General features: G+C 65.7%; 23 protein-coding genes. 21 read left to right on the plus strand and 2 right to left on the minus strand.

Annotated features, from left to right (window positions below):
* Window positions 1–91 precede the first annotated feature (91 nt).
* Window positions 92–400: a tetratricopeptide repeat protein gene (locus KU884_RS00375; RefSeq protein WP_167780766.1), complete on the plus strand. Its 309-nt coding sequence runs from the start codon at window positions 92–94 to the stop codon at window positions 398–400.
* 45 nt (window positions 401–445) lie between these two features.
* On the opposite strand, the gene KU884_RS00380 is transcribed toward KU884_RS00375, so the two are convergent.
* Entirely contained in the window at window positions 446–1327 is an 882-nt protein-coding gene (locus KU884_RS00380) for a lysophospholipid acyltransferase family protein (RefSeq protein WP_167780767.1), read from the minus strand.
* Between the two features lie 135 nt (window positions 1328–1462).
* Here KU884_RS00380 and KU884_RS00385 point away from each other — a divergent pair, with 135 nt between their 5' ends.
* The 11 genes from KU884_RS00385 (at window position 1463) to tatC (ending at window position 8024) form a co-directional block, all read left to right on the plus strand.
* Window positions 1463–1981 carry a hypothetical protein gene (locus KU884_RS00385; protein WP_167780768.1) on the plus strand — a complete coding sequence of 173 codons (519 nt, stop codon included), beginning with the start codon at window positions 1463–1465 and terminating at the stop codon, window positions 1979–1981.
* A 366-nt stretch (window positions 1982–2347) separates the two neighbouring features.
* Window positions 2348–2797, plus strand: coding sequence for a D-aminoacyl-tRNA deacylase (gene dtd / locus KU884_RS00390; RefSeq protein WP_167780769.1), 450 nt, complete (start codon window positions 2348–2350; stop codon window positions 2795–2797).
* 83 nt (window positions 2798–2880) lie between these two features.
* Complete coding sequence (gene hisB / locus KU884_RS00395; protein WP_167780770.1) at window positions 2881–3474, plus strand: imidazoleglycerol-phosphate dehydratase HisB; 594 nt, start codon at window positions 2881–2883, stop codon at window positions 3472–3474.
* Between the two features lie 21 nt (window positions 3475–3495).
* Window positions 3496–4143 carry an imidazole glycerol phosphate synthase subunit HisH gene (gene hisH / locus KU884_RS00400; RefSeq protein ID WP_167780771.1) on the plus strand — a complete coding sequence of 216 codons (648 nt, stop codon included), beginning with the start codon at window positions 3496–3498 and terminating at the stop codon, window positions 4141–4143.
* A gap of 9 nt (window positions 4144–4152) precedes the next feature.
* Complete coding sequence (hisA, locus tag KU884_RS00405; RefSeq protein ID WP_167780772.1) at window positions 4153–4908, plus strand: 1-(5-phosphoribosyl)-5-[(5-phosphoribosylamino)methylideneamino]imidazole-4-carboxamide isomerase; 756 nt, start codon at window positions 4153–4155, stop codon at window positions 4906–4908.
* Complete coding sequence (gene hisF, locus KU884_RS00410; RefSeq protein ID WP_167780773.1) at window positions 4905–5690, plus strand: imidazole glycerol phosphate synthase subunit HisF; 786 nt, start codon at window positions 4905–4907, stop codon at window positions 5688–5690. The genes hisA and hisF overlap by 4 nt, the downstream gene beginning before the upstream one ends.
* Entirely contained in the window at window positions 5687–6079 is a 393-nt protein-coding gene (gene hisI / locus KU884_RS00415) for a phosphoribosyl-AMP cyclohydrolase (protein WP_167780774.1), read from the plus strand. Before hisF ends, hisI begins: the two co-directional genes overlap by 4 nt.
* A complete protein-coding gene (locus tag KU884_RS00420) occupies window positions 6072–6404 on the plus strand; it encodes a phosphoribosyl-ATP diphosphatase (protein WP_254432127.1) in 333 nt (110 codons plus the stop codon). The genes hisI and KU884_RS00420 overlap by 8 nt, the downstream gene beginning before the upstream one ends.
* Before the next feature lie 39 nt (window positions 6405–6443).
* Window positions 6444–6725 (plus strand): twin-arginine translocase TatA/TatE family subunit, encoded by a 282-nt coding sequence (gene tatA / locus KU884_RS00425; RefSeq protein ID WP_167780776.1) that lies wholly within the window; start codon window positions 6444–6446, stop codon window positions 6723–6725.
* Between the two features lie 116 nt (window positions 6726–6841).
* Complete coding sequence (tatB, locus tag KU884_RS00430; protein ID WP_167780777.1) at window positions 6842–7279, plus strand: Sec-independent protein translocase protein TatB; 438 nt, start codon at window positions 6842–6844, stop codon at window positions 7277–7279.
* Window positions 7266–8024 carry a twin-arginine translocase subunit TatC gene (gene tatC, locus KU884_RS00435; RefSeq protein ID WP_167780778.1) on the plus strand — a complete coding sequence of 253 codons (759 nt, stop codon included), beginning with the start codon at window positions 7266–7268 and terminating at the stop codon, window positions 8022–8024. The genes tatB and tatC overlap by 14 nt, the downstream gene beginning before the upstream one ends.
* Window positions 8025–8049: 25 nt before the next feature.
* Here the strand turns inward: tatC and KU884_RS00440 are convergent, their stop codons facing one another.
* Entirely contained in the window at window positions 8050–9831 is a 1782-nt protein-coding gene (locus KU884_RS00440; RefSeq protein WP_167780779.1) for a hypothetical protein, read from the minus strand.
* 430 nt (window positions 9832–10261) lie between these two features.
* Between KU884_RS00440 and KU884_RS00445 the strand changes: the two genes are divergently transcribed.
* From KU884_RS00445 to KU884_RS00485, 9 genes are all read left to right on the plus strand, one after another.
* Window positions 10262–13093 carry a 2-oxoglutarate dehydrogenase E1 component gene (locus KU884_RS00445; protein ID WP_167780780.1) on the plus strand — a complete coding sequence of 944 codons (2832 nt, stop codon included), beginning with the start codon at window positions 10262–10264 and terminating at the stop codon, window positions 13091–13093.
* A gap of 127 nt (window positions 13094–13220) precedes the next feature.
* Window positions 13221–14549 carry a 2-oxoglutarate dehydrogenase complex dihydrolipoyllysine-residue succinyltransferase gene (odhB, locus tag KU884_RS00450; RefSeq protein ID WP_167780781.1) on the plus strand — a complete coding sequence of 443 codons (1329 nt, stop codon included), beginning with the start codon at window positions 13221–13223 and terminating at the stop codon, window positions 14547–14549.
* Between the two features lie 36 nt (window positions 14550–14585).
* Window positions 14586–16007: a dihydrolipoyl dehydrogenase gene (lpdA, locus tag KU884_RS00455; protein ID WP_167780782.1), complete on the plus strand. Its 1422-nt coding sequence runs from the start codon at window positions 14586–14588 to the stop codon at window positions 16005–16007.
* A gap of 229 nt (window positions 16008–16236) precedes the next feature.
* Window positions 16237–17235, plus strand: coding sequence for an oxidoreductase (locus tag KU884_RS00460; RefSeq protein WP_167780783.1), 999 nt, complete (start codon window positions 16237–16239; stop codon window positions 17233–17235).
* Between the two features lies 1 nt (window position 17236).
* Complete coding sequence (gene prpB, locus KU884_RS00465; protein WP_167780784.1) at window positions 17237–18121, plus strand: methylisocitrate lyase; 885 nt, start codon at window positions 17237–17239, stop codon at window positions 18119–18121.
* A 51-nt stretch (window positions 18122–18172) separates the two neighbouring features.
* Window positions 18173–19300, plus strand: a complete 1128-nt coding sequence (gene prpC, locus KU884_RS00470) for a 2-methylcitrate synthase (protein WP_167780785.1) — start codon at window positions 18173–18175, stop codon at window positions 19298–19300.
* 109 nt (window positions 19301–19409) lie between these two features.
* On the plus strand, window positions 19410–22037 hold the full coding sequence (gene acnD, locus KU884_RS00475; protein WP_167780786.1) for a Fe/S-dependent 2-methylisocitrate dehydratase AcnD: 2628 nt from the start codon (window positions 19410–19412) through the stop codon (window positions 22035–22037).
* A gap of 77 nt (window positions 22038–22114) precedes the next feature.
* Window positions 22115–23296, plus strand: a complete 1182-nt coding sequence (prpF, locus tag KU884_RS00480; protein ID WP_167780787.1) for a 2-methylaconitate cis-trans isomerase PrpF — start codon at window positions 22115–22117, stop codon at window positions 23294–23296.
* Between the two features lie 84 nt (window positions 23297–23380).
* Window positions 23381–24832 carry a bifunctional 2-methylcitrate dehydratase/aconitate hydratase gene (locus KU884_RS00485; RefSeq protein ID WP_167780788.1) on the plus strand — a complete coding sequence of 484 codons (1452 nt, stop codon included), beginning with the start codon at window positions 23381–23383 and terminating at the stop codon, window positions 24830–24832.
* The last annotated feature ends 25 nt before the right edge of the window (window positions 24833–24857 follow it).

A 24857-nucleotide genomic window follows, 5' to 3' on the forward strand; every position in this document is an offset into this window, starting at 1 on the left:
TCGGCCCACACGGCGCCAGTCCTTGAAATCCCTTGCCCGCGGACGCATTCCATGGCCGATCATCAAGGATTCGTCGTTCGGGAGTACGCTCATGCTGGAACGCCTGGAGAACCTGCTGGCCTCGGGTCAGGATTCACCCATGCTGCGCCTGTCCCTGGGCCAGGGCTATCTCAAGGAGGGGCGTCACGAGGAGGCAGTGGACCACCTCCGTCGAGCCCTGGAGCAGGATTCCGGCTATTCGGCGGCTTGGAAGGCACTGGGCCAGGCGCTGGCTGCGGCGGGTGATCCGGACGGCGCGCGCGCCGCCTACGACGACGGCATTCGGATTGCCCGGGACAATGGCGATCTCCAGGCCGCCAAGGAGATGGAGGTGTTCCGCAAACGCCTGGACAAGTCCTGAGTGAACATGGGCGTCGCGCTGCCTGACGGGACTGCCGGTGTTTCCTCAGCGGTAGGGGCTGTGCTGGCCTTCCGGTGCCGGGCGAAAGCGGCGATAGGTCCACTGGTACTGGGCCGGCGCCCGGCGGACGCAGTTCTCGACGCCGGCGTTGACGGCGGTGGCGGCGGCCACCGGGTCGTCACTGTCGATGCCGGCGGGTGCGGGGATGACGTGCAGGCGAAAGCCCCGGCCCCATGGCAGCCGCTCCATGAACGAGAACAGCACCGGTGCCCCGGTTTTCCGCGCCATCTGCGAGAGCAGTCCCATGGTCCGCGCGGGCACTCCGAAAAAGGGCGCAAACTCGCCGCTGTCCCTGGGAGTCTGATCCGGCAGCATGCCCACCAGTTCGCCCTGTCGAAGCGCCCTGTAGAGCTTGCGAATGCCGGAGGCCGTCGCCGGTACCGTGCGCGAGCCGGTGCGTTCCCGTGCTTCCACCAGCAACGGTTCCAGGTCCGGGGCCCGGGGCGGGCGGTAGAGGCCATGCACCTGGAAACGTCGGTTGACGAACAGGTTCACCAGCTCCCAGTTGCCCAGGTGGGGTCCCGCGAGAAGGACTCCGCGGTCCCCGGGCCAGTGCTCGGCGACGGTGTCCAGCGCTTCCGGGTTGACCACCAGCCGCCGGATACGGCTATCCCCGGCATGCCAGATGATGCCTGTCTCCATGATTTGCTTGCCCAGTTCACGGAAGCTGGCGCGGTAAAGGCGCCGGCGTGCGCTGGGCCCGAGTTCGGGAAAGCACAACGCCAGATTGATGCGCGCGACCCGCTGCGGGCGCCCCGGCAGCAGCGCAACGATGCTGCCGATGAGGACCCCGATGCCGTGGGCTACGGGCAGGGGCAGCCAGCTGTTGAAGCGTAGCAGTGCGCGTATGATATTGATGCGGGACACGAAAGCTCTCCGAACCCGTGGCAGTTGCCACGGCCCTGCTACAGTGAGGGGGCGGAGTATAGCGTGTTTGCCGCGGGCATCGAGACCCTCGGATGACCCGGCCTCGGCCGGACAAGAAGCAGTGGAGGAGGTGTCATGGACTGGAACAAGCAGATGGAAGAAATGATGAGTACCTGGACCGAGACCCAGCGCCGCATGTGGGACAACTGGCTGGAGACGGTGAAGCGATTCAGCAATGACATGCCCCAGGGCGGCGCCGGGCCCGGTCAGGATTACAAGGCCAACCTGGAGGCTTGGGAAAAGTCGGTGCGGCAGGCGCTGGAGGCCCAGAACGAGTGGGCCAAGCGCTGGTCCGAGCAGTCCGGTGGCAAACCGCCGGAAGGCATGGAGCAGTGGATGCAGCAGATGCAGGAGATGATGAAGGGTTGGACCGAGGCCCAGAAGCAACTCTGGGATGCGTGGTTCCAGAGCATCCAGCAGGTTGATCCCGGCAAGGCTGCCAGCCAGTGGGAAAAGGAAAGCAAGCAGGTGCTGGAGGCGTGGCAACAGGCCGCGCAACGCGCTCAGGACACCATGATGCAGTGGTCGCAGACCATGCAGCAGGGTCAGGGGGGCGGCTCCGGCAGCAAAGGGGGCGGCGGCAAGAAATCCTGACGGCGTCCCGGGTTCGATTTCCCGGTGGAGGCTCCGCGTGTTTCTCCTCGGTGATCGGGCCCGGGAGGTTTCGGTCTACCATAAAGAATACCGGCGCGGTCCGTGCGCCGGTTGGCAGGTTTGCTCAGCTGAAGGTGCTCTGCGCGATCAATCCGTGATCGGTGGTCGTCCGTGACTGCAGTTGCGCTATCCGTATTGTGTTTTTAGATCCTGGCCATCCTGGCCGCGGGTGCATCCTGCATCGAGGTGACGAGCACAGATTGCCACAGGCGCTGTTTCGGACAAGTCGGTAAACGCCGACATGTTTTGTAGGAATTTTCTGACAAGGCCGCATCGGCTGGTGCGGATGACGTGCGGGGGAAACCAGTGATCGGGTTGTTGCAGCGGGTGACCGGTGCTGCGGTTACCGTCGAAGGTGCGTGTGTCGGCGAGATCGGGCCGGGCCTGCTGGTCCTGGTGGGTGTGCAGAGGAACGACGGCGCACGGGAGCGGGACCGGTTGCTGGAGCGGCTGCTGGATTACCGGGTGTTTCCGGACGACGCCGGCCGCATGAACCGTTCGTTGCGCACCACCGGCGGCGGTCTGCTGTTGGTGCCACAATTCACCCTGGCCGCGGACACGCGCAAGGGGACCCGGGCGAGTTTCGGACCTGCGGCGGACCCGGAGCACGGTCAGGCGCTCTTCCAGGAACTGGTTGCCGGTGCCGGCCGGCTGCACGCACCGGTGGCGGCCGGGCGCTTCGGCGCCGACATGCAGGTGACACTCACCAATGATGGGCCGGTGACGTTCTGGCTCGAGGCACGACCGCCTGCATGATGTGTGGCGCGGGGATGGCAAGGCCGCCCCGTGTGCTATGATGCCTAGCCGATTCGCCGAGACCGTCAACAGGGCGCTGGATCATGGCTGCACGCAAGGCCACCGTTGAACGCAACACCCTCGAAACCCGGGTCAAGGTGACCGTGGACCTGGACGGTCAGGGTCACGCTGATCTGGCCACCGGGGTCCCCTTCTTCGACCATATGCTCGACCAGGTGGCCCGCCACGGGATGCTTGACCTGGCCGTGCACGCCGATGGCGATACCCAGATCGATGATCACCACACCGTCGAGGACGTGGGCATCGCCCTGGGGCAGGCGCTGAGAGAGGCGCTGGGCGACAAGGCGGGTATTCGCCGCTTCGGCCATGCGTACTGCCCGCTGGACGAGGCGCTCAGCCGCGCGGTGGTGGATCTCTCCGGGCGGCCGGGCCTGGAGTTTCACGTCGCCTTCCCCCGGGATCGCGTGGGCGGCTTCGACGTGGAGCTGGTGCAGGAGTTCATGCAGGGGTTGGTCAACCACGCCTTCATGACCCTGCACGTGGACGGGATCCGTGGGCTGAACACCCACCACGTGATCGAAACGGTCTTCAAGGCCCTCGGGCGGGCGCTACGCACGGCTGTGGAGCAGGATACCCGGGCTGCCGGGGCAACTCCATCCACGAAAGGCGCACTCTAAACCCCGTACGAGAGGCAGTGCATGACAACCATTGCGGTCATCGACTACGGCATGGGCAATCTGCGCTCCGTGGCCAAGGCCCTGGAGCACGTGGACGATCGGGCCCGGGTCCAGGTGACCTGGGACCCGGCGGTGATCCGTCGCGCTGCCCGCGTGGTGCTGCCCGGCGTGGGCGCCATTGGCGATTGCATGCACGAGCTCCAGCGGCTGGAGCTGGACGCGGTGATTCGCGAAGTCGCCGGAGACAAGCCGTTTCTCGGTGTCTGCCTCGGCATGCAGGCGCTGCTGTCCAGTAGCGAGGAGAACGGCGGTACCACGGCCCTCGGGCTGGTTCCCGGAGAGGTCCGGCACTTTACTGCCGGTTTTCGCGATGCCGGCATTGCGCCGCCCGGCAAGGTGCCGCACATGGGCTGGAACCGTGTCCGGCAGGTGCGTGAGCACCCGCTGTGGACGGGCATCGCCGATGAGAGCTGGTTCTACTTCGTGCACAGCTATTACGTACCGCTGCTGGACGGTACGCTGACGGCCGGTGTTGCGCACTACGGCATGGACTTTACCGCCGTGATCGCGCGCGAGAACATGTTCGCCACGCAGTTTCACCCGGAGAAGAGCCAGCACGCCGGGCTGAGGCTGCTCGCCAATTTCACCCGCTGGGACGGGACCGCATAGGCTGGAGATATGCTGCTGATACCTGCCATTGACCTCAAGGACGGCCGCTGTGTCCGGCTGCGTCAGGGCAACATGGATGACGAAACCATCTTTTCCGATGACCCGGTGGCCATGGCCGAGCGCTGGGTAGAGGCCGGCTCGCGCCGCATCCACCTGGTGGATCTCGACGGCGCCGTGCAGGGCTTTCCGGTGAACGCGGATATCATCGGCCGCATTGCCGAGGCCTTCCCCGACGTGGAGATCCAGGTCGGCGGCGGCATCCGCGATTTCAACACCATCCAGACGTTCCTGGACGTCGGTGTGGATTACGTCATCATCGGCACCCAGGCGGTGCGCACGCCGCATTTCGTCGACGATGCCTGCCTGGAGTTCCCCGGGCACATCATCGTCGGCCTTGATGCCCGCGACGGCAAAGTGGCCGTGGAAGGCTGGGCGAAGCTCTCGAGCCACAGCGCCGTGGATATGGCCAGGCGTTTCGAGGAGGCCGGGGTCGAGGCCCTGGTGTTCACCGACATCGGTCGCGACGGCATGATGCGCGGTGTCAACACCGGCGCCACCCGGGAGCTTGCCCGCAGTGTCGACATCCCGGTGATCGCCTCCGGTGGCGTCACCACGCTGGATGACGTGCGCGATCTCTGCGAAGCAGGCAAGGACGGCGTGTCCGGGGCGATCATTGGCCGCGCCCTGTACGAGGGCAAGCTGGACCTGCGCGAAGCGCAGAAGGTGGTCAACGGCGCCGGCGGCGGGGACAGGGGCGTGTCATGAGCCTGGCCAAGCGCATCATCCCGTGCCTGGACGTGGACGCCGGGCGCGTGGTCAAGGGTGTGCAGTTCGTGGATATCCGGGACGCCGGCGACCCGGTAGAGATCGCCCGGCGCTATGACCAGGCCGGTGCCGACGAAATCACCTTTCTCGACATCACCGCCAGTTCCGATGAGCGCGACACCCTGGTGCAGGTGGTGGAGGCCGTGGCCGCCGAAGTGTTCATGCCGCTCACCGTCGGCGGCGGCATCCGCACGCCCGCCGACATTCGCCGCATGCTCAACGCCGGCGCGGACAAGGTGGGCATCAATACCGCCGCTATCCACAATCCGGAGTTCGTCTCCGAGGCGGCGGACCGCTTCGGTTCCCAGTGCATCGTGGTGGCCGTGGACGCCAAGCGCGTGTCGTCGGCGGAGGCCGAGCCGCGCTGGGAGGTGTTCACCCACGGCGGGCGCCGTTCCACCGGTATCGACGCGGTGGAATGGACACGCCAGATGGCCGAGCGTGGTGCCGGGGAAATCCTGCTCACCAGCATGGACCGCGACGGCACCCGCGAGGGCTTCGATCTGGCGCTCACCCGCGCTGTCAGCGAGGCCGTGACGGTGCCGGTGATTGCCTCCGGTGGGGTGGGCAGCCTGCAGCATCTGGTGGACGGTGTGGTGGAGGGGTGTGCCGATGCCGTGCTCGCTGCCAGCATTTTCCACTTCAATGAGCACAGCATCAGCGAAGCCAAGGAATACATGGCAGCCCGCGGCGTGCCGGTGCGCCTGCAGGAGGAGACATGAGCGAATCGGGCTGGCTGGACGAACTGGCCTGGGGTGAGGCGGGGCTTCTGCCCGCCATCGCCCAGGATGCCGACAGCGGCGAGGTGCTGATGGTGGCCTGGATGAACCGCGATGCCCTGGCCGCCACCGTTGCATCCGGCGAGGCGGTATACTGGTCCCGCTCCCGCGGCCGGTTCTGGCACAAGGGCGAGGAGTCCGGGCACACCCAGACGGTTCGGGAGGTGCGGATCGACTGCGACGCTGACGTGATCCTCTTGAAAGTGGTGCAGCACGGTGGCGTGGCCTGCCATACCGGCCGGCGCAGCTGCTTCTTCCGGCGGCTGCAGGGCGGCGCCTGGGAAGAGGTGGCCCGGGTGCTGCGTGACCCGAAGGAGATCTATGGTGAGTAAGCCAACGGGGGATGCGGTCCTGCGGGAACTGCAGCGAGTGCTGGAAGCCCGCAAGCAGGCCGATGCGGATAGCTCCTACGTTGCGAAGCTCTACGCCAATGGTCTGGACGGCATACTCAAGAAGGTGGGCGAAGAGGCCACCGAGACCGTCATGGCGGCGAAGGACGGGGATCGTGAGCGCATAGTTTATGAAACCGCGGATCTGTGGTTCCATACACTGGTCATGCTCGCGGCCATGGATCTGGGCCCCGACGACATCCTGGCCGAGCTGGAACGCCGGTTCGGCCTCTCCGGGCTGGACGAGAAGGCGTCCCGCCCGAGCTGACATTGAGCGCGACGGTGGTCGCGCAGGAGATGAGTATTCATGGGTATCGGTGGTATCAGTGTCGGTTCATTGCTGGTCATCCTGCTGATCGTTCTGCTGTTGTTCGGCACCAAGAAGCTGCGCAATGTGGGCACCGATCTGGGCGGAGCCATCAAGGGGTTCCGTAGTGCCATGAAGGACGGTGAGAAGGGCGGTGAAAGCGATGAGGCCAGCGGCGAGGAGAGTGGCGAGGGCAACGAGCCCGCACAGCTGCAGGAATCCGCCGAGGCCGAGAGCGGCAAGAAGGAGCAGACACAGCAGTCCCGGGAACACTCCTCCTGAGGAGGCAGTCCGCGCCGTTCGCCCCGCTTCCGGCAGCTGGTCTGGCGGGGGCGGTATGCCTTTGACGCCGGGACCGGTGATCCTGCCCGCCGATCCGGAGAGCGCCTTCCGCCGCCATGTTTGATATCAGCTTCGTGGAACTGCTCCTGATCCTGGTCGTCGCCCTGGTGGTGATCGGCCCGGAACGGCTGCCCCGGGTGGCCCGGACCATGGGCTTCTGGGTTGGCCGGGCCCGCTCCGTATTCAACTCGGTGCGCCGCGACATCGAGCGGGAGGCGCGGCTCGATGAGCTCAAGAAGGCGGAACGGGACTTCCGCAAGGATCTGGACCTCGGTCTTGACGAGGACGTGACCAGGGATGTGGATGGCAAGTCCGGCGCCAGCCGGTCGGCGTCATCGCGGCGTGAGAACAAGGCCGGTGATGACGCTGCCGATACCACCAGTGCGGGCAATGCGCCCCGCTCCATCGCCGATGACGACGCGCCGGCGGTTGAGCAGGCTGGCGACGTGAAGAAGAGCGGCGAACGCAGGCAGGGTGACGATGGCAATACCTGAGTTTGACGAGGACCGCCCGTTCCTCAGTCACCTGCTGGAATTGCGCACGCGCCTGATGCGGGCACTGGCGGCGGTTCTTGTCGCCTTTCTGTGCATCTATCCGTTCTACAATCACCTGTTCACGTTCGTGGCAACGCCCTTGCGGCGCGTGCTGCCGGACGGCGAGCTCCTGGCCATTCAGGTGGCCTCGCCCTTCCTGATTCCCATGAAGCTCTCGCTGGTGGCGGCGCTGTTCGCGGCCATGCCATTCATTCTCTACCAGCTGTGGGCGTTCGTGGCGCCGGGGCTGTACCGGCATGAGCGCACGCTGGTGTGGCCGTTGATGATCTCCAGCACCCTGCTGTTCTACTTCGGCGCCCTGTTCGCGTACTTCGTGGTGCTGCCGCTGGTGTTCCCGTTCTTCGCCGGTGTGGCGCCTCTGGGCGTGAGCTACCAGCCGGATATCAGCGAGTACCTGAGCTTTGTGCTGACCATGCTGGTGGTTTTCGGTCTCGCCTTCGAGGTGCCCATTGCCACCATGCTGATGATCCGAACCGGCGCAACCACCCGGGATGCACTGGCCGCCAAGCGACCGTATGTCATCGTCGCCGCGTTTGCCGGCGGCATGCTGCTGACGCCGCCGGATATCATCTCCCAGGTCATGCTGGCCATTCCCGTGTGGTTGCTGTTCGAGCTGGGCTTGTGGCTGTCGAAGTGGTACGGCGTGAAGGCGCCGGACGAAGAAACGGATTCCTCCGGGTCCTGAGGCGGCGCCTGAAGCCGGCGAGAGGTCAGCGTGCCCCGTCTGCGGCCGGCAGTACCCGGTAGCGGTAGTGGCCGTACACCCGGGTGCTTTCCAGTATTTCCGTGAGCTGAACCTGGATGACCAGCTCACCGAGATTCAGGGCCAGGCGGGTACCAACGTCGTAGACGTTGGCTGGTGCAATCAGCGTCGCTGAGGCCATTAGCGGGTTGACCCGGGGCACGATCAGCGTGCGCATGTATGCGGAGCCGGCGCCGGGACCGCTGATGGCCTTGCTGGCGGCAGCGTGGCCGCTGTCCGCCAGGAACTCCAGGCCCATCTCCAGTCCCTGTTCGCTGCGGGTGCGCAACCAGCGCACTGTGGCCAGTCGCCAGTTGTCCGCGCGGTTGTCGGAATCCGGTTCGCCATGGGCGACCAGATCGCCCACCCGGGTGCCGAGCGGGCAACGCCGTGGATGAAAAACGGCCATGCCGCCCGCGCTCTGATTCTTGCGACTGAAGGTTGCGCTGACCACCGTGGGGCCGGTTTCGGCTGTGTGATCCTCGCCACGCGCATCAATCCGGTTGGCCTTGGTCCAGATATCGTCGGCCTCGGCGTCGAAAGCGTTGAATTGCGCTGTCCTCCGCCCGTTGGAGCCGTGCGGTCGCAGGTCCTCGTCTCCGGCCAGTTCCAGGCCGGTGCCGCCCCTGGATGCGTCGGCGATTTTGCGGCGCCAGCGCCGTTCATCGTCCTCGGGTTGAAAGGGCTGCTGACCGTTCAGCATGAAGTGGCAACGGGCCAGGCCGTCGACCAGGCGAATCCGGGCCATGGTGGGCCGGCGCTCCGAGGTGCGCTCCTGGCGTCCGCCGAGGGCATCCTGGAAGCGCTGGTACATGCTGCGTTGCAGTCGTTGTGACAGCGTGCTGGTGTGCCGGCCATGCCGGATGTTTTCGTCGAGCTGGGCGATTTGCTGATCCAGCGTGGACACCAGTTGTCCCAGTTCCAGGACCCGTGCGTCTTTCACCGGGACGCTGGTGCCGTGTTGTTGGGCAACGTACCGGGGCGGGAAGTCCGAGGCCAGATCCAGAACGAAGGAGCCACCCAGTGGGGCCTCCGGGGACGGACGGCTGAGGCGCGCGAAATGCACCCAGCGGCCGATGCGCCGGTAAAGCTCCTCGGCCTCATCCTGCATCAGGTGGTAGGGATTGGCGAGGGACAGGATCACGCTCCGCAAGTAGGCCTGCTTCACTGAAAGCGCGGTTTCGTCGCTGTCACGCGTGCCTTCGATGGGGAGCGCCTGCAGCTTCAGCGCTTCCGCATTCGCGTACAACGTGTGCAGGGTCTGCCAGAAGCCCCGGGGCTCCGGCATGTAGATGCGGTAGGCCTCGAGCAGGGCGCGCCCCTGGGTAAGCAGCGCACGCTGGATGGCAAGCTGCGCCTCGGTGCGGCGCAGCCGGCGAGCCTTCATCTGTTCGTTGACGGCGTGGCGAAAGCCGACGGTGAGTTCCTGATACAGGCTGCTCACAGTCTCTGCCTGCGCTGCGGCGTCCTCCGGCAAGGGCAGGCTGGCGGCGCGATAGCGCTTCACAAGGGTTTCAGCGATATCATTGACTACCGGGCGGAGCGCTTCCGCCAGCTGAAAACGCGACAGCCTGCGCAGCGGCGATCGGTTCATTCCGCGGATGCCGTCCAGCAGGATCTCGGCACAGGCATCCGGATTGCCCCGGGGGAGTTCCCGCAGCCACTGGACGAGCTGCTCCTGCGTCAGGCGGGAGAACGCCCCGTTCTCGGATTCAATCGCCGGTACGTTCAGTAGTGTGGGGCTGTGCATCGCGGGGACCGTCGCATTTTTCCAGACACACGTTACCACACGTCTCCATGATGGACCCGTTGCGTCGGCATGGGAACGCGCTCGGTGCGGCCGGAAAAGGCGCCCGACAGTTGCTTTGCTACACCTACCCACGTTATTTTGACCCTTCGGGACGGTTGCATGCGAAAACTTACCTTTATGTAAGTTTCTGGTGTCCGAGCGAGTCCCATGCGGTCGGGCACTTCAACAACCGTTGTACCCTTGCTTCCGGAACAACTGGCGATATGGGACGTTTCCCGGACAATTGCGCTGATCCGCTGCCGCGGTGCCTCGCCGCACCGACGCATTGCGGTATCCGTCTATTCCTGCATCAACGTCCCGCCGCTGCCTTGCCCCCTGTTTGCCGATCCAGCCGCCTACCCAGCCGCCATCATGGCGAAGGTGATACGACATGAAGCGCTCGTTTCAACAGCAGCTCAGTACTTCCTACCTGGCGGGTGGCAACGCCGCCTTTATCGAGGACCTCTACGAGCAGTACCTGACGGATGCGACTCTCGTGCCCGCCGAATGGCGGGCCTACTTCCAGGGGCTCGAGGCCGCCGAGCCGCGACAGACCCGGGAAGTGCCCCACAGTCAGGTGCGCGAGGAGTTCGCGCGCATGGCGCGCCGCAACGGCGGTGCCGCCCCTGCCGCCGGGGCGGCCGGCGGTCTGTCCCCGGATGCCGCGGAGAAACAGGCGGCGGTGCTGCGGCTGATCAACGCCTGGCGCATCCGCGGCCACCAGGCCGCCAATCTTGACCCGCTCGATCTGCGTGAGTCCCATCGGGTGCCGGACCTGGACCCGGCCTTTCATAACCTCACGGACTCGGACATGGACAGCGAATTCAACACCGGTTCGCTGTTCACGGCTGATCGCATGAAGCTCAGGGACATCATCGCGTTCCTGAAGAAGACGTACGGCGGGACCATCGGTTCCGAATACATGCACATCACCGATACCCGCGAAAAACGCTGGATACAGGAGCGCCTGGAACGCGTGCAGGGCGAGCCCGACCTGCGTCAGGACCAGCGCCGTACCATCCTGGAGCGCCTCTCCGCTGCCGAGGGCATCGAGAAGTACCTGCATTCCAAGTACGTCGGCCAGAAGCGCTTCTCCCTGGAAGGCGGCGAATCGCTGATACCGCTGCTGGACGAGCTGATCCAGCGCGGAGGCAGCCAGGGCGTGAAGGAGATGGTCCTGGGCATGGCCCACCGCGGGCGGTTGAACGTGCTCATCAATCTCCTTGGCAAGTCCCCTGCCGAGCTGTTCCAGGAGTTCGAGGGGAACTTCAATCTGGAGAATGCCGGCTCCGGGGACGTGAAGTACCATCTGGGCTACTCCTCGGACCTGCAGACGGGCGGCGGCGCCCTGCATTTGGCCCTGGCCTTCAATCCCTCGCATCTGGAGATCGTCAACCCGGTGGTGGAGGGCTCGGTACGGGCGCGCATGCAGCGCCGCCACGATCGCTGGGGCGAGGAAGTGCTCCCCGTGCTGATCCACGGGGACGCGGCGTTTGCCGGCCAGGGCGTGATCATGGAGACGTTCCAGCTGTCCCAGGCCCGCGGTTTCTACACCGGCGGCACCGTTCACGTGATCATCAACAACCAGATCGGTTTCACCACCTCCAATCCGCTGGACTCCCGCTCCACCCTGTACTGCACCGAGGTGGCGAAGATGGTGCAGGCGCCGATTTTCCATGTGAACGGCGACGATCCGGAGGCGGTGGTGTTCGCCACCCAGCTGGCCCTGGACTTCCGCGAGCGTTTCCGCAAGGACGTGGTCATCGACATGATCTGCTACCGGCGCCATGGTCACAACGAGGCCGACGAGCCGGCGGCGACACAGCCGATGATGTACGGCAAGATCAAGAAACACCCCACCGTGCGCAAGCTCTACGGCGAGCGCCTGGTGGAGAGTGGCGTGATTGCCGCCGAGGATCTGGACACCATCGGTCGCGACTACCGGGATGCCCTGGACAACGAGGAAGTGGTCGCGCCCCACATTCTCACCGGCGTGCGTAACGACTATGCCGTGGACTGGGACACCTACTTCCAGGGCAACTGGGACGACCCGGTGGACACGAACCTGTCGCCGCAGGTGCTCCGCGAGCTCAACGAAACGTTGCAGCAGCTGCCGGACCGCTTCGAACTCAACCCCCGTGTTGCCGGCATTATGGAAAGCCGCCGCAAGATGGGCGCGGGCGCGCTGGCCATGGACTGGGGCTTTGCCGAGACCATGGCCTACGCGGGACTGCTGCGTGAGGGCTACAAGGTCCGCCTGACCGGCCAGGACAGCGGTCGCGGCACCTTCTCGCACCGCCACGCAGTGCTCCACAACGCCAACGACGGCAGTACCTACGTGCCGCTGAAGAACATCACCACGGAGCCGGGCGACTTTGTCGTCATCGACTCCCTGCTCTCCGAGGAGGCGGTGCTCGGTTTCGAGTACGGCTACGCCACCAACGACCCCCAGACCATGGTGATCTGGGAGGCCCAGTTCGGCGATTTCGTCAACGGCGCCCAGGTGGTGATCGACCAGTTCATTACCTCCGGCGAGACCAAGTGGGGTCGACTGGCGGGGTTGACCATGTACCTGCCCCATGGCTACGAAGGCCAGGGGCCGGAACATTCATCGGCCCGCCTGGAGCGCTTCCTGCAGCTGTGTGCGGACAACAACATTCAGGTCTGCGTGCCCACGACGCCGGCGCAGTTCTTCCACATGATTCGTCGGCAGCAGCTGCGCAGCTATCGCAAGCCCCTGATCGTCTTTACGCCCAAGAGCCTGCTGCGTCACAAGCTCTCCACGTCGGCGCTGGAGAACCTCACCGAGGGGCACTGGCACAACGTCATCGACGAGATCGACAACATCAAAGTCAAGGACGTGCGCAAGGTGATCCTGTGCAGTGGCAAGGTCTACTATGATCTGCTCACCGAGCGCCGCAACCGCGAGCTCAAGGACATCGCCATCGTCCGCGTCGAGCAACTCTACCCGTTCCCGGAGAATGACCTGGCCGCGCTGTTGCGGCGCCGGTACGGTAAGGCCAAGACCGTTGTCTGGTGCCAGGAGGAGCCTAAGAACCAGGGGGCCTGGTACTCCAGTCAGCACCATTTCCGCCGCTGCATGAAAGAGACCCAGGAGCTGCACTACGCGGGCCGGCCTGCGTCCGCGTCTCCGGCCGTGGGCTACCCGAAGATCCATCACGAACAGCAGCGCAAGCTGGTGGAGGACGCGCTGACCCTCTGAGGGCACGCGTCACCGCGGCCTGCTACGCTACAGCGAAGGCGGGCCGCGCTCACATCGTGGCCGGCGCTCGCCAGCCCGGCTATGCACCGTCCGGACACACCGGAATCAATAACAAGCGAGGCACTGGATGAGCATCGAAATCAAGGTACCGCCGCTGCCGGAGTCCGTCTCCGAAGCTACCGTCGTCACCTGGCACAAACAGCCCGGGGATGCTGTCGCCCGGGACGAGAACCTGGTCGACATCGAAACCGACAAGGTGGTGCTGGAAGTGCCGGCGCCGGCCGACGGCGTGCTCGGCGAGATCCAGGCCGGCGAGGGCGAGACCGTGGCGGCCCATCAGGTGATCGGTAGCCTGGAAGAAAAGGGCGCCGCTGGCAGCGCTGCCCCGTCCCAGTCCGGAACTGCACCCGCCGACGAGCCGGAAGCCAAACCGGCTTCGCAGGAGCAGCCGGCCGCCGCCCGCGCCTCCGAACACGACAGTGCTGATACATCGGCCGTGGACGACGCCGAACTCAGTCCCGCAGTGCGTCGCCTGGTGATGGAAAACAACCTGAACCCGCAAGCAATCAAGGCGACGGGCCCGGGCGGGCGGATCACCAAGGAAGACGTGCTTGCCCATCTGGAAGGCGGGGCTGAACCCGCTTCTGCGCCGGAGGCGCCGCAACCGCCGACGCCACCGGCGCGCGATCCTTCCCGGGAGGCCAAGGAGGCGGAACCGGAACCGTTGGGTGGTGCACCCGCTGCCGCCGGTGGCGAGCGCTCCGAGCGTCGTGTGCCGATGACCCGCCTGCGCCAGCGCATTGCCGAGCGACTGGTGGAGGCGCAGCAGACCGCAGCCATGCTGACCACCTTCAACGAGGTCAACATGAAACCGGTCATGGAGTTGCGCGGTCGCTACAAAGAACAGTTCGAGAAGACCCACGGCATCAAGCTCGGCTTCATGAGCTTCTTCGTCAAGGCGGCCTGCGAGGCGCTGAAGCGTTATCCGGCGGTGAATGCGTCCATCGACGGCACCGACATCATCTACCATGGTTACCAGGACATCGGTATCGCCGTGAGCACCGATCGTGGTCTGGTGGTCCCGGTGCTGCGCAATGCCGAGCACCAGAGTTACGCCGAGATCGAGAAGAACATCGTCGATTTCGGCACACGCGCCCGGGACGGCAAGCTGACCATGGATGAGCTTACCGGGGGAACCTTTTCCATTACTAACGGCGGCATCTTCGGTTCGCTGCTGTCGACACCGATACTCAATCCGCCGCAGAGCGCCATCCTGGGCATGCACAAGACCCAGGAGCGGCCGGTGGTGGAAAACGGCGAGATCGTGATCCGGCCTATGATGTACCTGGCGCTGTCCTACGACCACCGCATCATCGACGGCAAGGAGGCTGTGAGCTTCCTGGTGGCGCTCAAGGAATGCATCGAGGACCCGGCGCGACTGTTGCTCGAAGTCTGAGCCCGGCCGGTCCTCACACAACATCGGGAGTATTTCATGTCCAAGAATTTCGACGTCATCGTCATCGGCGGCGGGCCTGCGGGTTACGTCGCCGCCATTCGGGCAGCGCAGCTGGGCCTCAGTACCGCCGTGGTGGACAATTTCGTGTTCAAGGACGGCGAGCCCGCTCTAGGCGGAACCTGCCTGAACGTGGGCTGTATTCCCTCCAAGGCGCTTCTGGACTCCTCCGAGCAGTACCACAAAGTGACGCATACCCTGTCCGCCCACGGCATCAAGGCGAAGGACGTGGAACTGGACGTCAAGGAGATGATCAAGCGCAAGGACAAAGTGGTGAAGGACCTCACCGGCGGCATTGCGCAGCTGTTCAAGGCCAACAAGATCACCTGGGTCCAGGGCCACGGCAAGCTGCTCGATAACAAGCAGGTGCAGGTCACCCGCCACAAGGGCGAGCAGGAAACCTACCAGGCCGAGAGCATCATTCTGGCTCCGGGGTCCCGTCCCATCGACATCGACGCCGCACCGCTGGACGGCGAGCGTATCGTCAATTCCGATGGCGCCCTGGAATTCCAGGAGGTGCCGAAACGCCTGGGCATCATCGGCGCCGGCGTCATCGGCTTGGAAATGGGCAGCGTGTGGAGCCGCCTGGGCTCCAAGGTCACCCTGCTGGAGGCTCAGGATCAGTTCCTGCCGCCGGTGGACCAGCGCGTGGCCAAGGCCGCCCAGGCGGAATTCAAAAAGCAGGGGCTGGACATCCGCTTCGGTGCCCGGGTGACCCAGGCGAAGACGGCCAAGAACGTGACCGTCCATTACGAGGACAAGAACGGCAAGCAGAGCATCCAGGTGGACAAGCTCGTGGTCTGCGTGGGCCGGCGTCCCAATACCGGCGATCTCTTCTCCGAGGACGCGAATCTGCTCCTCGACGAGCGCGGTTTCGTCAACGTCAACGAGCAGTGCGAGACCAATCTGCCGGGGGTTTATGCCATTGGTGACGTGGTCCGCGGCCCCATGCTGGCGCATAAGGGCTCTGAGGAAGGCGTCATGGTCGCTGAACGGATTGCCGGCAAGCCGGGGCATGTCAACTACGACACCATTCCCTGGGTCATTTACACCCACCCCGAGATTGCCTGGGTGGGGCGCACCGAGGAGGCGCTCAAGCACGCCGGCGTGCCCTTCAAGAGTGGCACGTTCAACTTTGGTGCCACGGGTCGGGCGCGGGCCATGGAAGATCTGGCCGGCATGGTCAAGGTCATCGCCCATGCCGAAACCGACCGCATCCTCGGTGTGCACATTGTCGGGCCCCAGGCCTCGGAGTTGATTGCCGAGGCCGTGGTGGCAATGGAATTCCATGCCAGTGCCGAAGACCTGGCGCGCATCATCCACGCCCACCCGACCCTTTCCGAGGCGGTACACGAGGCGGCCCTGTCCGTGTCCAAGCGGGCCATCCACAAGGCCAACTGAGCCAGGGCATGCTCCGCGGGGGCGCGGCCCCCGCGGAGCAATTTCAATCGACCACGAGAGCCACTATTAAAATAAAAAAGGCTTTTCGGCGCGGCTTTGCACCAAGCCGCGTACGAAATAGGCCGCTCATGACCTGTTTTTCACGCTATCCTTCTGATTGTGCTGTTTTTTGGGAAGGGGTTCCCTGCTGAGTTAGACTAACTCACCAGATCGGTTCAGGGGGTGAAGTATGAGTTCCTTCAAGGCTTTACGCATTCATGAGGCGGAACAAGGAACCACCGCCCGGATCGATGACGTCACGCTGGACGATCTCTCCGAAGGGGCGGTGGAGATTCGCACCTCCTGGTCCGGCATCAACTTCAAGGACGCCCTGGCTGTCACCGGCAAGGGCAAGATCGCCCGCAAGTTCCCGCTGGTGGCCGGCATCGATGCCGCCGGGACGGTGGAGGCCTCCGAGGATCCCCGCTACAAGCCGGGGCAGAAGGTGGTGATCACCGGCTGGGGCATGGGTGAAAACCACGACGGCGGCTACGCCGAGCGCACTCGGGTGCGCGGCGACTGGGTCGTACCCCTGCCGGATGAACTTGACCTGCGTCGCGCCATGATCGTCGGAACCGCCGGGTTCACTGCCGCCATGGCCCTGGTGCGCATGGAACAGAACGGTCAGCGGCCGGATCAGGGTCCGGTCGTCATCACCGGAGCCAGCGGTGGCGTCGGCAGCTTCGCTACCCGCCTGTTCAGCCGCGCCGGCTACCAGGTGACCGCCATGACCGGGAAGGCCGATGCCGCTGATTACCTGCGCGGCCTGGGTGCCAGTGACATCCTCGATCCGGCGCAGGTGGATTTCGGCAAGCGTCCGCTGGAGAAAGCGGAATGGGCCGGCGCCGTGGACGCCCTCGGCGGCGAGCCACTCACCTGGCTGACACGCACCACGCAGCCCTTTGGCAACATCGCCGCCATCGGCCTGGCCCAGGGGATCGAGCTGAACACCTCGGTGATGCCCTTCATTCTGCGCGGGGTCAATCTGCTGGGCATCGAGTCCGTCTACTGCCCCATGACCCTGCGCCTGAAGATCTGGGAGCGGCTGGGCGAGCTGCTGCACGACGACGATTTCGACGCCATCTGCAATGGCGAGATCGGCCTCGACCAGGTGCCGAGCGCCTGCGCCGAACTAATGGACCGCAAGGTCCGTGGCCGCACCCTGGTGCGCCTGAGTGGAGAACAGTGACATGAGCAAGCCATCATCAGCCGGTGCCCGTTTCCGGGCGGCCCAGGAGGCCGAACGGCCTTTGCAGATCGCCGGCACCATCAATGCCTATTCCGCCCTGCTCGCCGAGCGGGCGGGCTTTCGCGCCATCTATCTGTCCGGTGGCGGTGTGGCCAATGCCTCGTACGGGTTGCCGGATCTGGGCATCACCCAGCTCTCCGACGTGCTGGAGGATGCGCGCCGGATTACCGGGATCACCGACGTGCCCCTGCTGGTGGATGTCGATACCGGCTGGGGCAGTGCGTTCAATATCGGCCGGACCATCCGCGAGATGGAGCGCGCCGGTGTCGCTGCCGTCCATCTTGAGGACCAGGTGGCGGCCAAACGCTGCGGCCACCGCCCCAACAAGGAGCTCGTCTCCCGCGATGAGATGGTGGATCGGGTGAAGGCCGGCGTGGACGCCCGCCAGGACGAGCAGTTCGTGTTCATGGCGCGCACAGACGCCTATGCCTCCGAGGGCATGGAGGCGGCGCTGGACCGCGCGAATGCCTACGTGGAAGCCGGCGCGGACATGATCTTCGCCGAGGCCCTGCACAGCCTGGACGAGTTCAAGGCCTTTGCCGACCGGGTGCCGGTGCCGGTGCTGGCGAACATCACCGAATTCGGCAAGACGCCGCTGTTCACCACCAGCGAGCTGCGCGATGCCGGCGCCGGCATGGTGCTGTATCCGCTGTCGGCCTTCCGGGCCATGAGCCGGGCCGCCGAGACCGTCTACGCCAGCATCCGCGAGAACGGCACCCAGTCCGGGGTGGTGGACACCATGCAGACCCGGGACGAACTCTACGAGGTGCTGGGCTACCACGAGTACGAGCGCAAGCTCGACGCCCTGTTCCAGAAAGACAAGTAAACCCGGCGCAGCAGACCGGGACCCGATAGCGAACCGAGAGAGAGGCGCACCATGACGGAGAAGAAAGTTGGCGGAGCCGGCCTGCGCGGGCAGTCTGCCGGCGCGACGGCCCTGTGCACCGTGGGCCAGAAGGGAACGGGCCTGACCTATCGCGGCTACGACGTGCGTGATCTGGCGGACAACACCAGTTTCGAGGAGGTGGCCTATCTGATCCTCCATGGCGAGTTGCCCACGCGCAGCCAGCTGGACGCCTACATCAAGCGCCTCAAGGGTATGCGCGATCTGCCGCAGCCACTCCGTGAGGTGCTGGAGCGCATCCCGAAGGACGCCCATCCCATGGACGTCATGCGCACCGGCGCCTCGATGCTGGGCAACCTGGAGACGGAGACCGATTTCTCCCAGCAAAAGGACGTCGCAGACCGCCTCCTGGCGGTATTCCCGTCCATCATCAACTACTGGTACCGCTATTCCCACGACGGTGTGCGCATCGACCCGAACACCGACGACGACTCCATCGGCGGGCACTTCCTGCACCTGCTCCACGGCGAGCCGGCCAGCGAGTTGCATTCGGACGTGATGAACGTCTCGCTGATCCTCTACGCCGAGCACGAGTTCAACGCCTCCACCTTCACCGCCCGGGTGTGCGCCTCGACGCTGTCGGACATGCATTCCTGCGTCACCGGCGCCATCGGCTCCCTGCGCGGGCCGCTGCACGGCGGCGCCAACGAGGCGGCCATGGCCATGATCGAGCAGTGGTCCTCCCCGGACGAGGCCAGGCGCGAGCTCAAGGCCATGCTGGACCGCAAGGACAAGGTCATGGGCTTCGGCCACGCCATCTACCGCGAGTCCGACCCGCGCAACGCCGTGATCAAGGGATGGTCCAGGAAGCTCGCCGAGGACGTGGGCGACACGGTGCTCTATCCGGTGAGCGAGGCCGTGGAGCAGCTCATGTGGGACGAGAAGAAGCTGTTCGCCAACGCCGACTTCTACCACGCCTCGGCCTATCATTTCATGGGCATTCCCACGAAGCTGTTCACGCCCATCTTCGTGATGTCGCGGCTCACCGGCTGGGCCGCGCACGTGATGGAGCAGCGGGAGAACAACCGCATCATCCGGCCCAGCGCCGACTACGTGGGCCCGGAACTGCGCGAGGTCACCCCCATCGACCAGCGCGGCTGACACACCACCCGCGAATCCCCCGGGCGCCCGCGTGACGCGACGCCCGGGTCATTGCAGGACCCCGGCGGGCCACCCTGCGCCCCGCCACGAATCCGAGACGGATACCGCCATGTCTGACGTGACCAATACCGACTACCGCAAGCCCCTGCCGGGCACCGATCTGGACTACTTCGACGCGCGCGCAGCCGTGGACGCCATCAAGCCCGGAGCCTGGGCGGGGCTGCCCTACACCTCCCGCGTGTTCGCCGAGAACCTGGTGCGGCGCTGTGACCCATCCAGACTCACGGACAGTCTCAACCAGCTCATCGAGCGCCGGCGTGACCTGGACTTTCCCTGGTACCCGGCGCGGGTGGTATGTCACGACATCCTTGGCCAGACGGCCCTGGTGGATCTGGCCGGCCTGCGCGACGCCATTGCCGAAAAGGGCGGCGACCCGTCCAAGGTCAATCCGGTGGTGCCCACCCAGTTGATCGTCGACCACTCCCTGGCCGTGGAGCACGCCGGCTTCGAGAAGGACGCCTTCGAGAAGAACCGCGCCATCGAGGAGCGGCGCAACGAGGATCGTTTCCACTTCATCGACTGGACCAAGAAGGCGTTCGACAACGTCGACGTGATCCCGCCGGGCAACGGCATCATGCACCAGATCAATCTGGAGAAGATCTCCCCGGTGGTGCAGGCCGTCGACGGTATCGCCTACCCGGATACCTGCGTGGGCACCGACAGCCACACCCCGCACGTGGACGCCCTGGGTGTGATCGCCATCGGCGTCGGCGGCCTGGAGGCGGAGAACGTCATGCTCGGCCGCGCCTCCTACATGCGCCTGCCAGACATCGTCGGCGTGGAACTCACGGGTAAACCGCAGCCGGGCGTCACCGCCACCGACATCGTGCTGGCGATCACCGAGTTCCTGCGTAACGAGCGGGTGGTTTCGTCGTATCTGGAATTCTACGGCGAGGGCGCCAAGGCACTGACCGTGGGGGACCGCGCCACCATCTCCAACATGACCCCGGAGTTCGGCGCTACCGCGGCCATGTTCTACATCGACCAGCAGACCCTGGACTACCTCACCCTCACCGGCCGCGAGCCGGAACAGGTGAAACTGGTGGAGAACTACGCAAAGACCGTGGGGTTGTGGGCGGACGATCTGGAGACCGCCGAGTACGAGCGCGTGCTGCGTTTCGATCTCTCCTCGGTGGTGCGCAACGTCGCCGGCCCGTCCAGCCCGCACAAGCGGGTGTCCACCACGGATCTCGCCAGTGCAGGCATCGCCGGCGAGGTGGAGGAGCGTGACGACGGCCTGATGCCGGATGGTGCAGTGATCATCGCGGCCATCACCAGCTGCACCAACACCAGCAACCCGCGCAACGTCATCGCCGCCGGGCTGCTGGCGAAGAAGGCCAATCAGCTCGGCCTGCAGCGCAAGCCCTGGGTGAAGACCTCGCTGGCCCCCGGCTCCAAGGCGGTGCAGCTCTACCTGGAAGAGGCCAACCTGTTGTCACATCTGGAAGACCTGGGCTTCGGCATCGTCGCCTTCGCCTGCACCACCTGCAACGGCATGAGCGGCGCCCTGGACCCGAAGATCCAGCAGGAGATCATCGACCGCGACCTCTACTCCGTGGCGGTGCTCTCCGGCAACCGCAACTTCGACGGCCGCATCCACCCCTACGCCAAGCAGGCGTTCCTGGCCTCGCCGCCCATGGTGGTGGCCTACGCCATCGCCGGCACCGTGCGCTTCGACATCGAGAAGGGCGTGCTCGGCCATGATGCCGACGGCAACCCGGTCACCCTCAAGGACCTGTGGCCCAGCGAGGACGAGATCGACGCCATGGTGCGGGATTCCGTCAAACCGGAGCACTTCCGCAACGTCTACTTCCCCATGTTCAGGAAGTCCACCGACGCGAAAGTGCAGGTGAGCCCGCTGTATGAGTGGCGGCCGCAGAGCACCTATATCCGCCGCCCGCCGTACTGGGAAGGCGCACTGGCGCACAAGCCGACCCTGCAGGGCATGCGCCCGCTGGCGGTGCTCGGTGACAACATCACCACCGACCACCTCTCGCCCTCCAACGCCATCATGGCCGACAGCGCCGCGGGCGAATACCTGGCGAAAATGGGCCTGCCAGAGGAGGACTTCAACTCCTACGCCACTCACCGGGGCGACCACCTCACCGCCCAGCGCGCGACCCTGGCGAATCCCAAGCTGATCAACGAGATGGCCGTGGACGCCAACGGCGAGGTGAAACAGGGCTCGCTCACCCGGCTGGAGCCGGACGGCAAGGTCATGCGCATGTGGGACGCTATCGAGACCTACATGGAGCGCAAGCAGCCGCTGATCATCGTCGCCGGCGCTGACTATGGCCAGGGCTCGTCCCGGGACTGGGCGGCCAAGGGCGTGCGGCTGGCCGGCGTGGAGGCCATCGCCGCCGAGGGCTTCGAGCGCATCCACCGCACCAACCTGGTGGGCATGGGTGTGATGCCGCTGCAGTTCCAGGAGGGCACCACCCGCAAGACCCTGGGCCTGGACGGCACCGAAGTCTACGACGTGGAAGGCGACCTTGCCCCGGGCGCGACGCTGAACCTGGTGGTGACCCGCGCCAACGGCGAGCGCGTGGACGTGCCGGTGATCTGCCGGCTGGATACCGCCGAGGAGGTCTCCATCTACGAGGCCGGCGGCATCCTGCAGCGCTTCGCCAAGGACTTCCTGGAGGCGGACCCGGACGCAACCGCGCTGGAGCAGTAAGCCCCGGCCCACGACGATGATCGAACCGCCCACCCACGCTCGCCGCGTGGCGGGCGCTGACCCCGGAAACCGATGTCATGGCCCATCAACCCCAGATCCGTATTCCTGCCACCTACATGCGTGGCGGCACCAGCAAGGGCGTGTTCTTCCGCCTGCAGGACCTGCCGGAGGCCGCGCAGGTGCCCGGCGCCGCCCGGGACAACCTGCTGCTGCGGGTGATCGGCAGCCCCGACCCCTACGGCAAGCACACCGACGGCATGGGCGGGGCCACCTCCAGCACCAGCAAGACGGTGATCCTGTCCGCGAGCGACAGCCCCGATCACGACGTGGACTACCTGTTCGGCCAGGTGTCCATCGACAAGCCGTTCGTGGACTGGAGCGGCAACTGCGGCAACCTCTCCGCCGCCGTGGGGCCGTTCGCCATCGCCAACGGCCTGGTAGACCCGGCCCGCATTCCGGACAACGGGGTCGCCGAGGTGCGCATCTGGCAGGCCAACATCCAGAAGACCATCATCGGCCGTGTGCCCATGGTGAACGGCGAGGTGCAGGAAACCGGCGATTTCGAGCTGGACGGCGTCACCTTCCCGGCGGCCGAAGTGCCCGTGGAGTTCATGAACCCCGCCGATGGCGAAGGGGCTTTGTTCCCCACCGGCAACCTGGTGGACGAGCTGGAGGTGCCCGGTGTGGGCCGGCTCGAAGCCACACTGATCAACGCCGGCATCCCCACGGTGTTCATCAACGCCGACGCCATCGGCTACACCGGCACGGAGCTGCAGGAGGCCATCAACGGCAACCCGGAACAGCTCGCCATATTCGAGACCATCCGCGCCCATGGCGCCGTGCGCATGGGGCTCATCGACCACGTGGACGACGCGGCCAACCGCCAGCACACGCCCAAGGTCGCTTTCGTCGCCCCGCCGAAAGACTACGAGGCCTCCAGCGGCAAGAGCGTGCGCGCCGGCGATATCGACCTGCTGGTGCGGGCGCTGTCCATGGGCAAGCTCCACCACGCCATGATGGGTACCGCGGCCGTGGCCATCGGCACCGCCGCGGCCATCCCCGGCACCCTGGTGAACTGCGCCGCCGGGGGCGGCGATCGCGACAGCGTCCACTTCGGCCACCCCTCCGGCACCCTGCGCGTGGGCGCCAGGGCGGTCCAGGAGAACGGCGAGTGGACCGTGGCCAAGGTCAGCATGAGCCGCAGTGCCCGCGTGCTCATGGAAGGCCACGTGCGCATCCCCGGCAACGTGCTCGCGTAATGGCGGACGGGCCGCGCCGCTGACGGCTGCGGCGCCAGTGAACTATAGTCGGACTGTCCACCCACGCGAGGAGGAGGCCGACCCATGAGCGCAGCCGACGGTATCAAGTCCGCCCAGCGGCCCGACCCGGATCCGGAACTGGTGACCATGGCCGAGTACGTGGCCAGCGCCAGTATCGACAGCGACGAGGCCTACGACACCGGCCGCCACATGCTCATGGACAGCCTGGCGTGCGCCATGCTGGCCCTGCAGTACCCGGCCTGTACCAAGCTGCTGGGGCCGGTGGTGCCCGAGGCGCAGATGGCCAATGGCGTGAAGGTGCCGGGTACCGCCTACCAGCTCGACCCGGTGCAGGGCGCGTTCAACATCGGCGCCATGATCCGCTGGCTGGACTTCAACGACACCTGGCTAGCGGCGGAGTGGGGTCACCCCTCGGACAACCTGGGCGGCGTGCTCGCCGTGGCCGACTACATCAGCCGCCGCAACATCGCCAACGGCCGCGAGCCGCTGACCATGCGCGACGTGCTCACCGCCGCCATCAAGTGCCACGAGATCCAGGGCGTGATCGCGCTGGAGAACAGCTTCAATCGCGTCGGCCTGGACCACGTCATGCTCTGCCGTATCGCCACCGCCGCGGTGGCCACGAAACTGCTGGGCGGCGACAAGGACGACGTCATCACCGCGCTCTCCCACGCCTGGATCGACGGCTCCAGCCTGCGCACCTACCGCCACGCGCCCAACACCGGCTCGCGCAAGAGCTGGGCGGCCGGGGATGCCTCCGCCCGCGGCGTGCGTCTGGCGCTGATCACACGCACCGGCGAGATGGGCTACCCCTCGGCGCTGTCGGCCAAGGGCTGGGGCTTCAACGACGTGCTGTTCAAGGGCAACCCGCTCAAGTTCAGCCAGGGCTATGGCAGCTACGTCATGGAGAACATCCTGTTCAAGATCTCCTTCCCCGCGGAGTTCCACGCCCAGACCGCCGCCGAGGCGGCCATGACGCTGCATCCCGAGGTGAAGGACCGCATCGACGATATCGACAGGATCGTCATCGAGACCCAGGAGGCGGGGGTGCGCATCATCGACAAGACCGGCCCCCTGGACAACCCGGCCGACCGTGACCACTGCATCCAGTACATGACCGCCGTACCGCTGATCTTCGGCCGCCTCACCGCCGATGACTACGAGGATGACGTCGCCGCCGATCCGCGTATCGACGCCCTGCGCGACAAGATGGAGGTCACGGAGAACCCCCGGTTCTCCAAGGACTACCTGGACCCGGACAAGCGCTCCATCGGCAACGCCGTGCAGGTGCTCTTCAAGGACGGCTCCAGTACCGATCGCGTCGCCGTGGAATACCCCATCGGCCATCGCCGTCGGCGTGACGAGGGGATCCCGGTGCTGGTGGAGAAGTTCGACAGTGCGCTGGCCACGCGCTTCGCCCCGCGTCAGGCCGAACGGATCCGCAACGCCTGTGCCGACCAGAAGCGCCTGGAGCAGATGCCGGTGAACGCCTTCATGGACCTGTGGGCGCTGTAGACGCGGACTGGATTGGTCGCGACTG

The sequence above is a fragment of the Aquisalimonas sp. 2447 genome (genome assembly GCF_012044895.1).
In the GTDB taxonomy this organism is placed as follows: domain Bacteria; phylum Pseudomonadota; class Gammaproteobacteria; order Nitrococcales; family Aquisalimonadaceae; genus Aquisalimonas.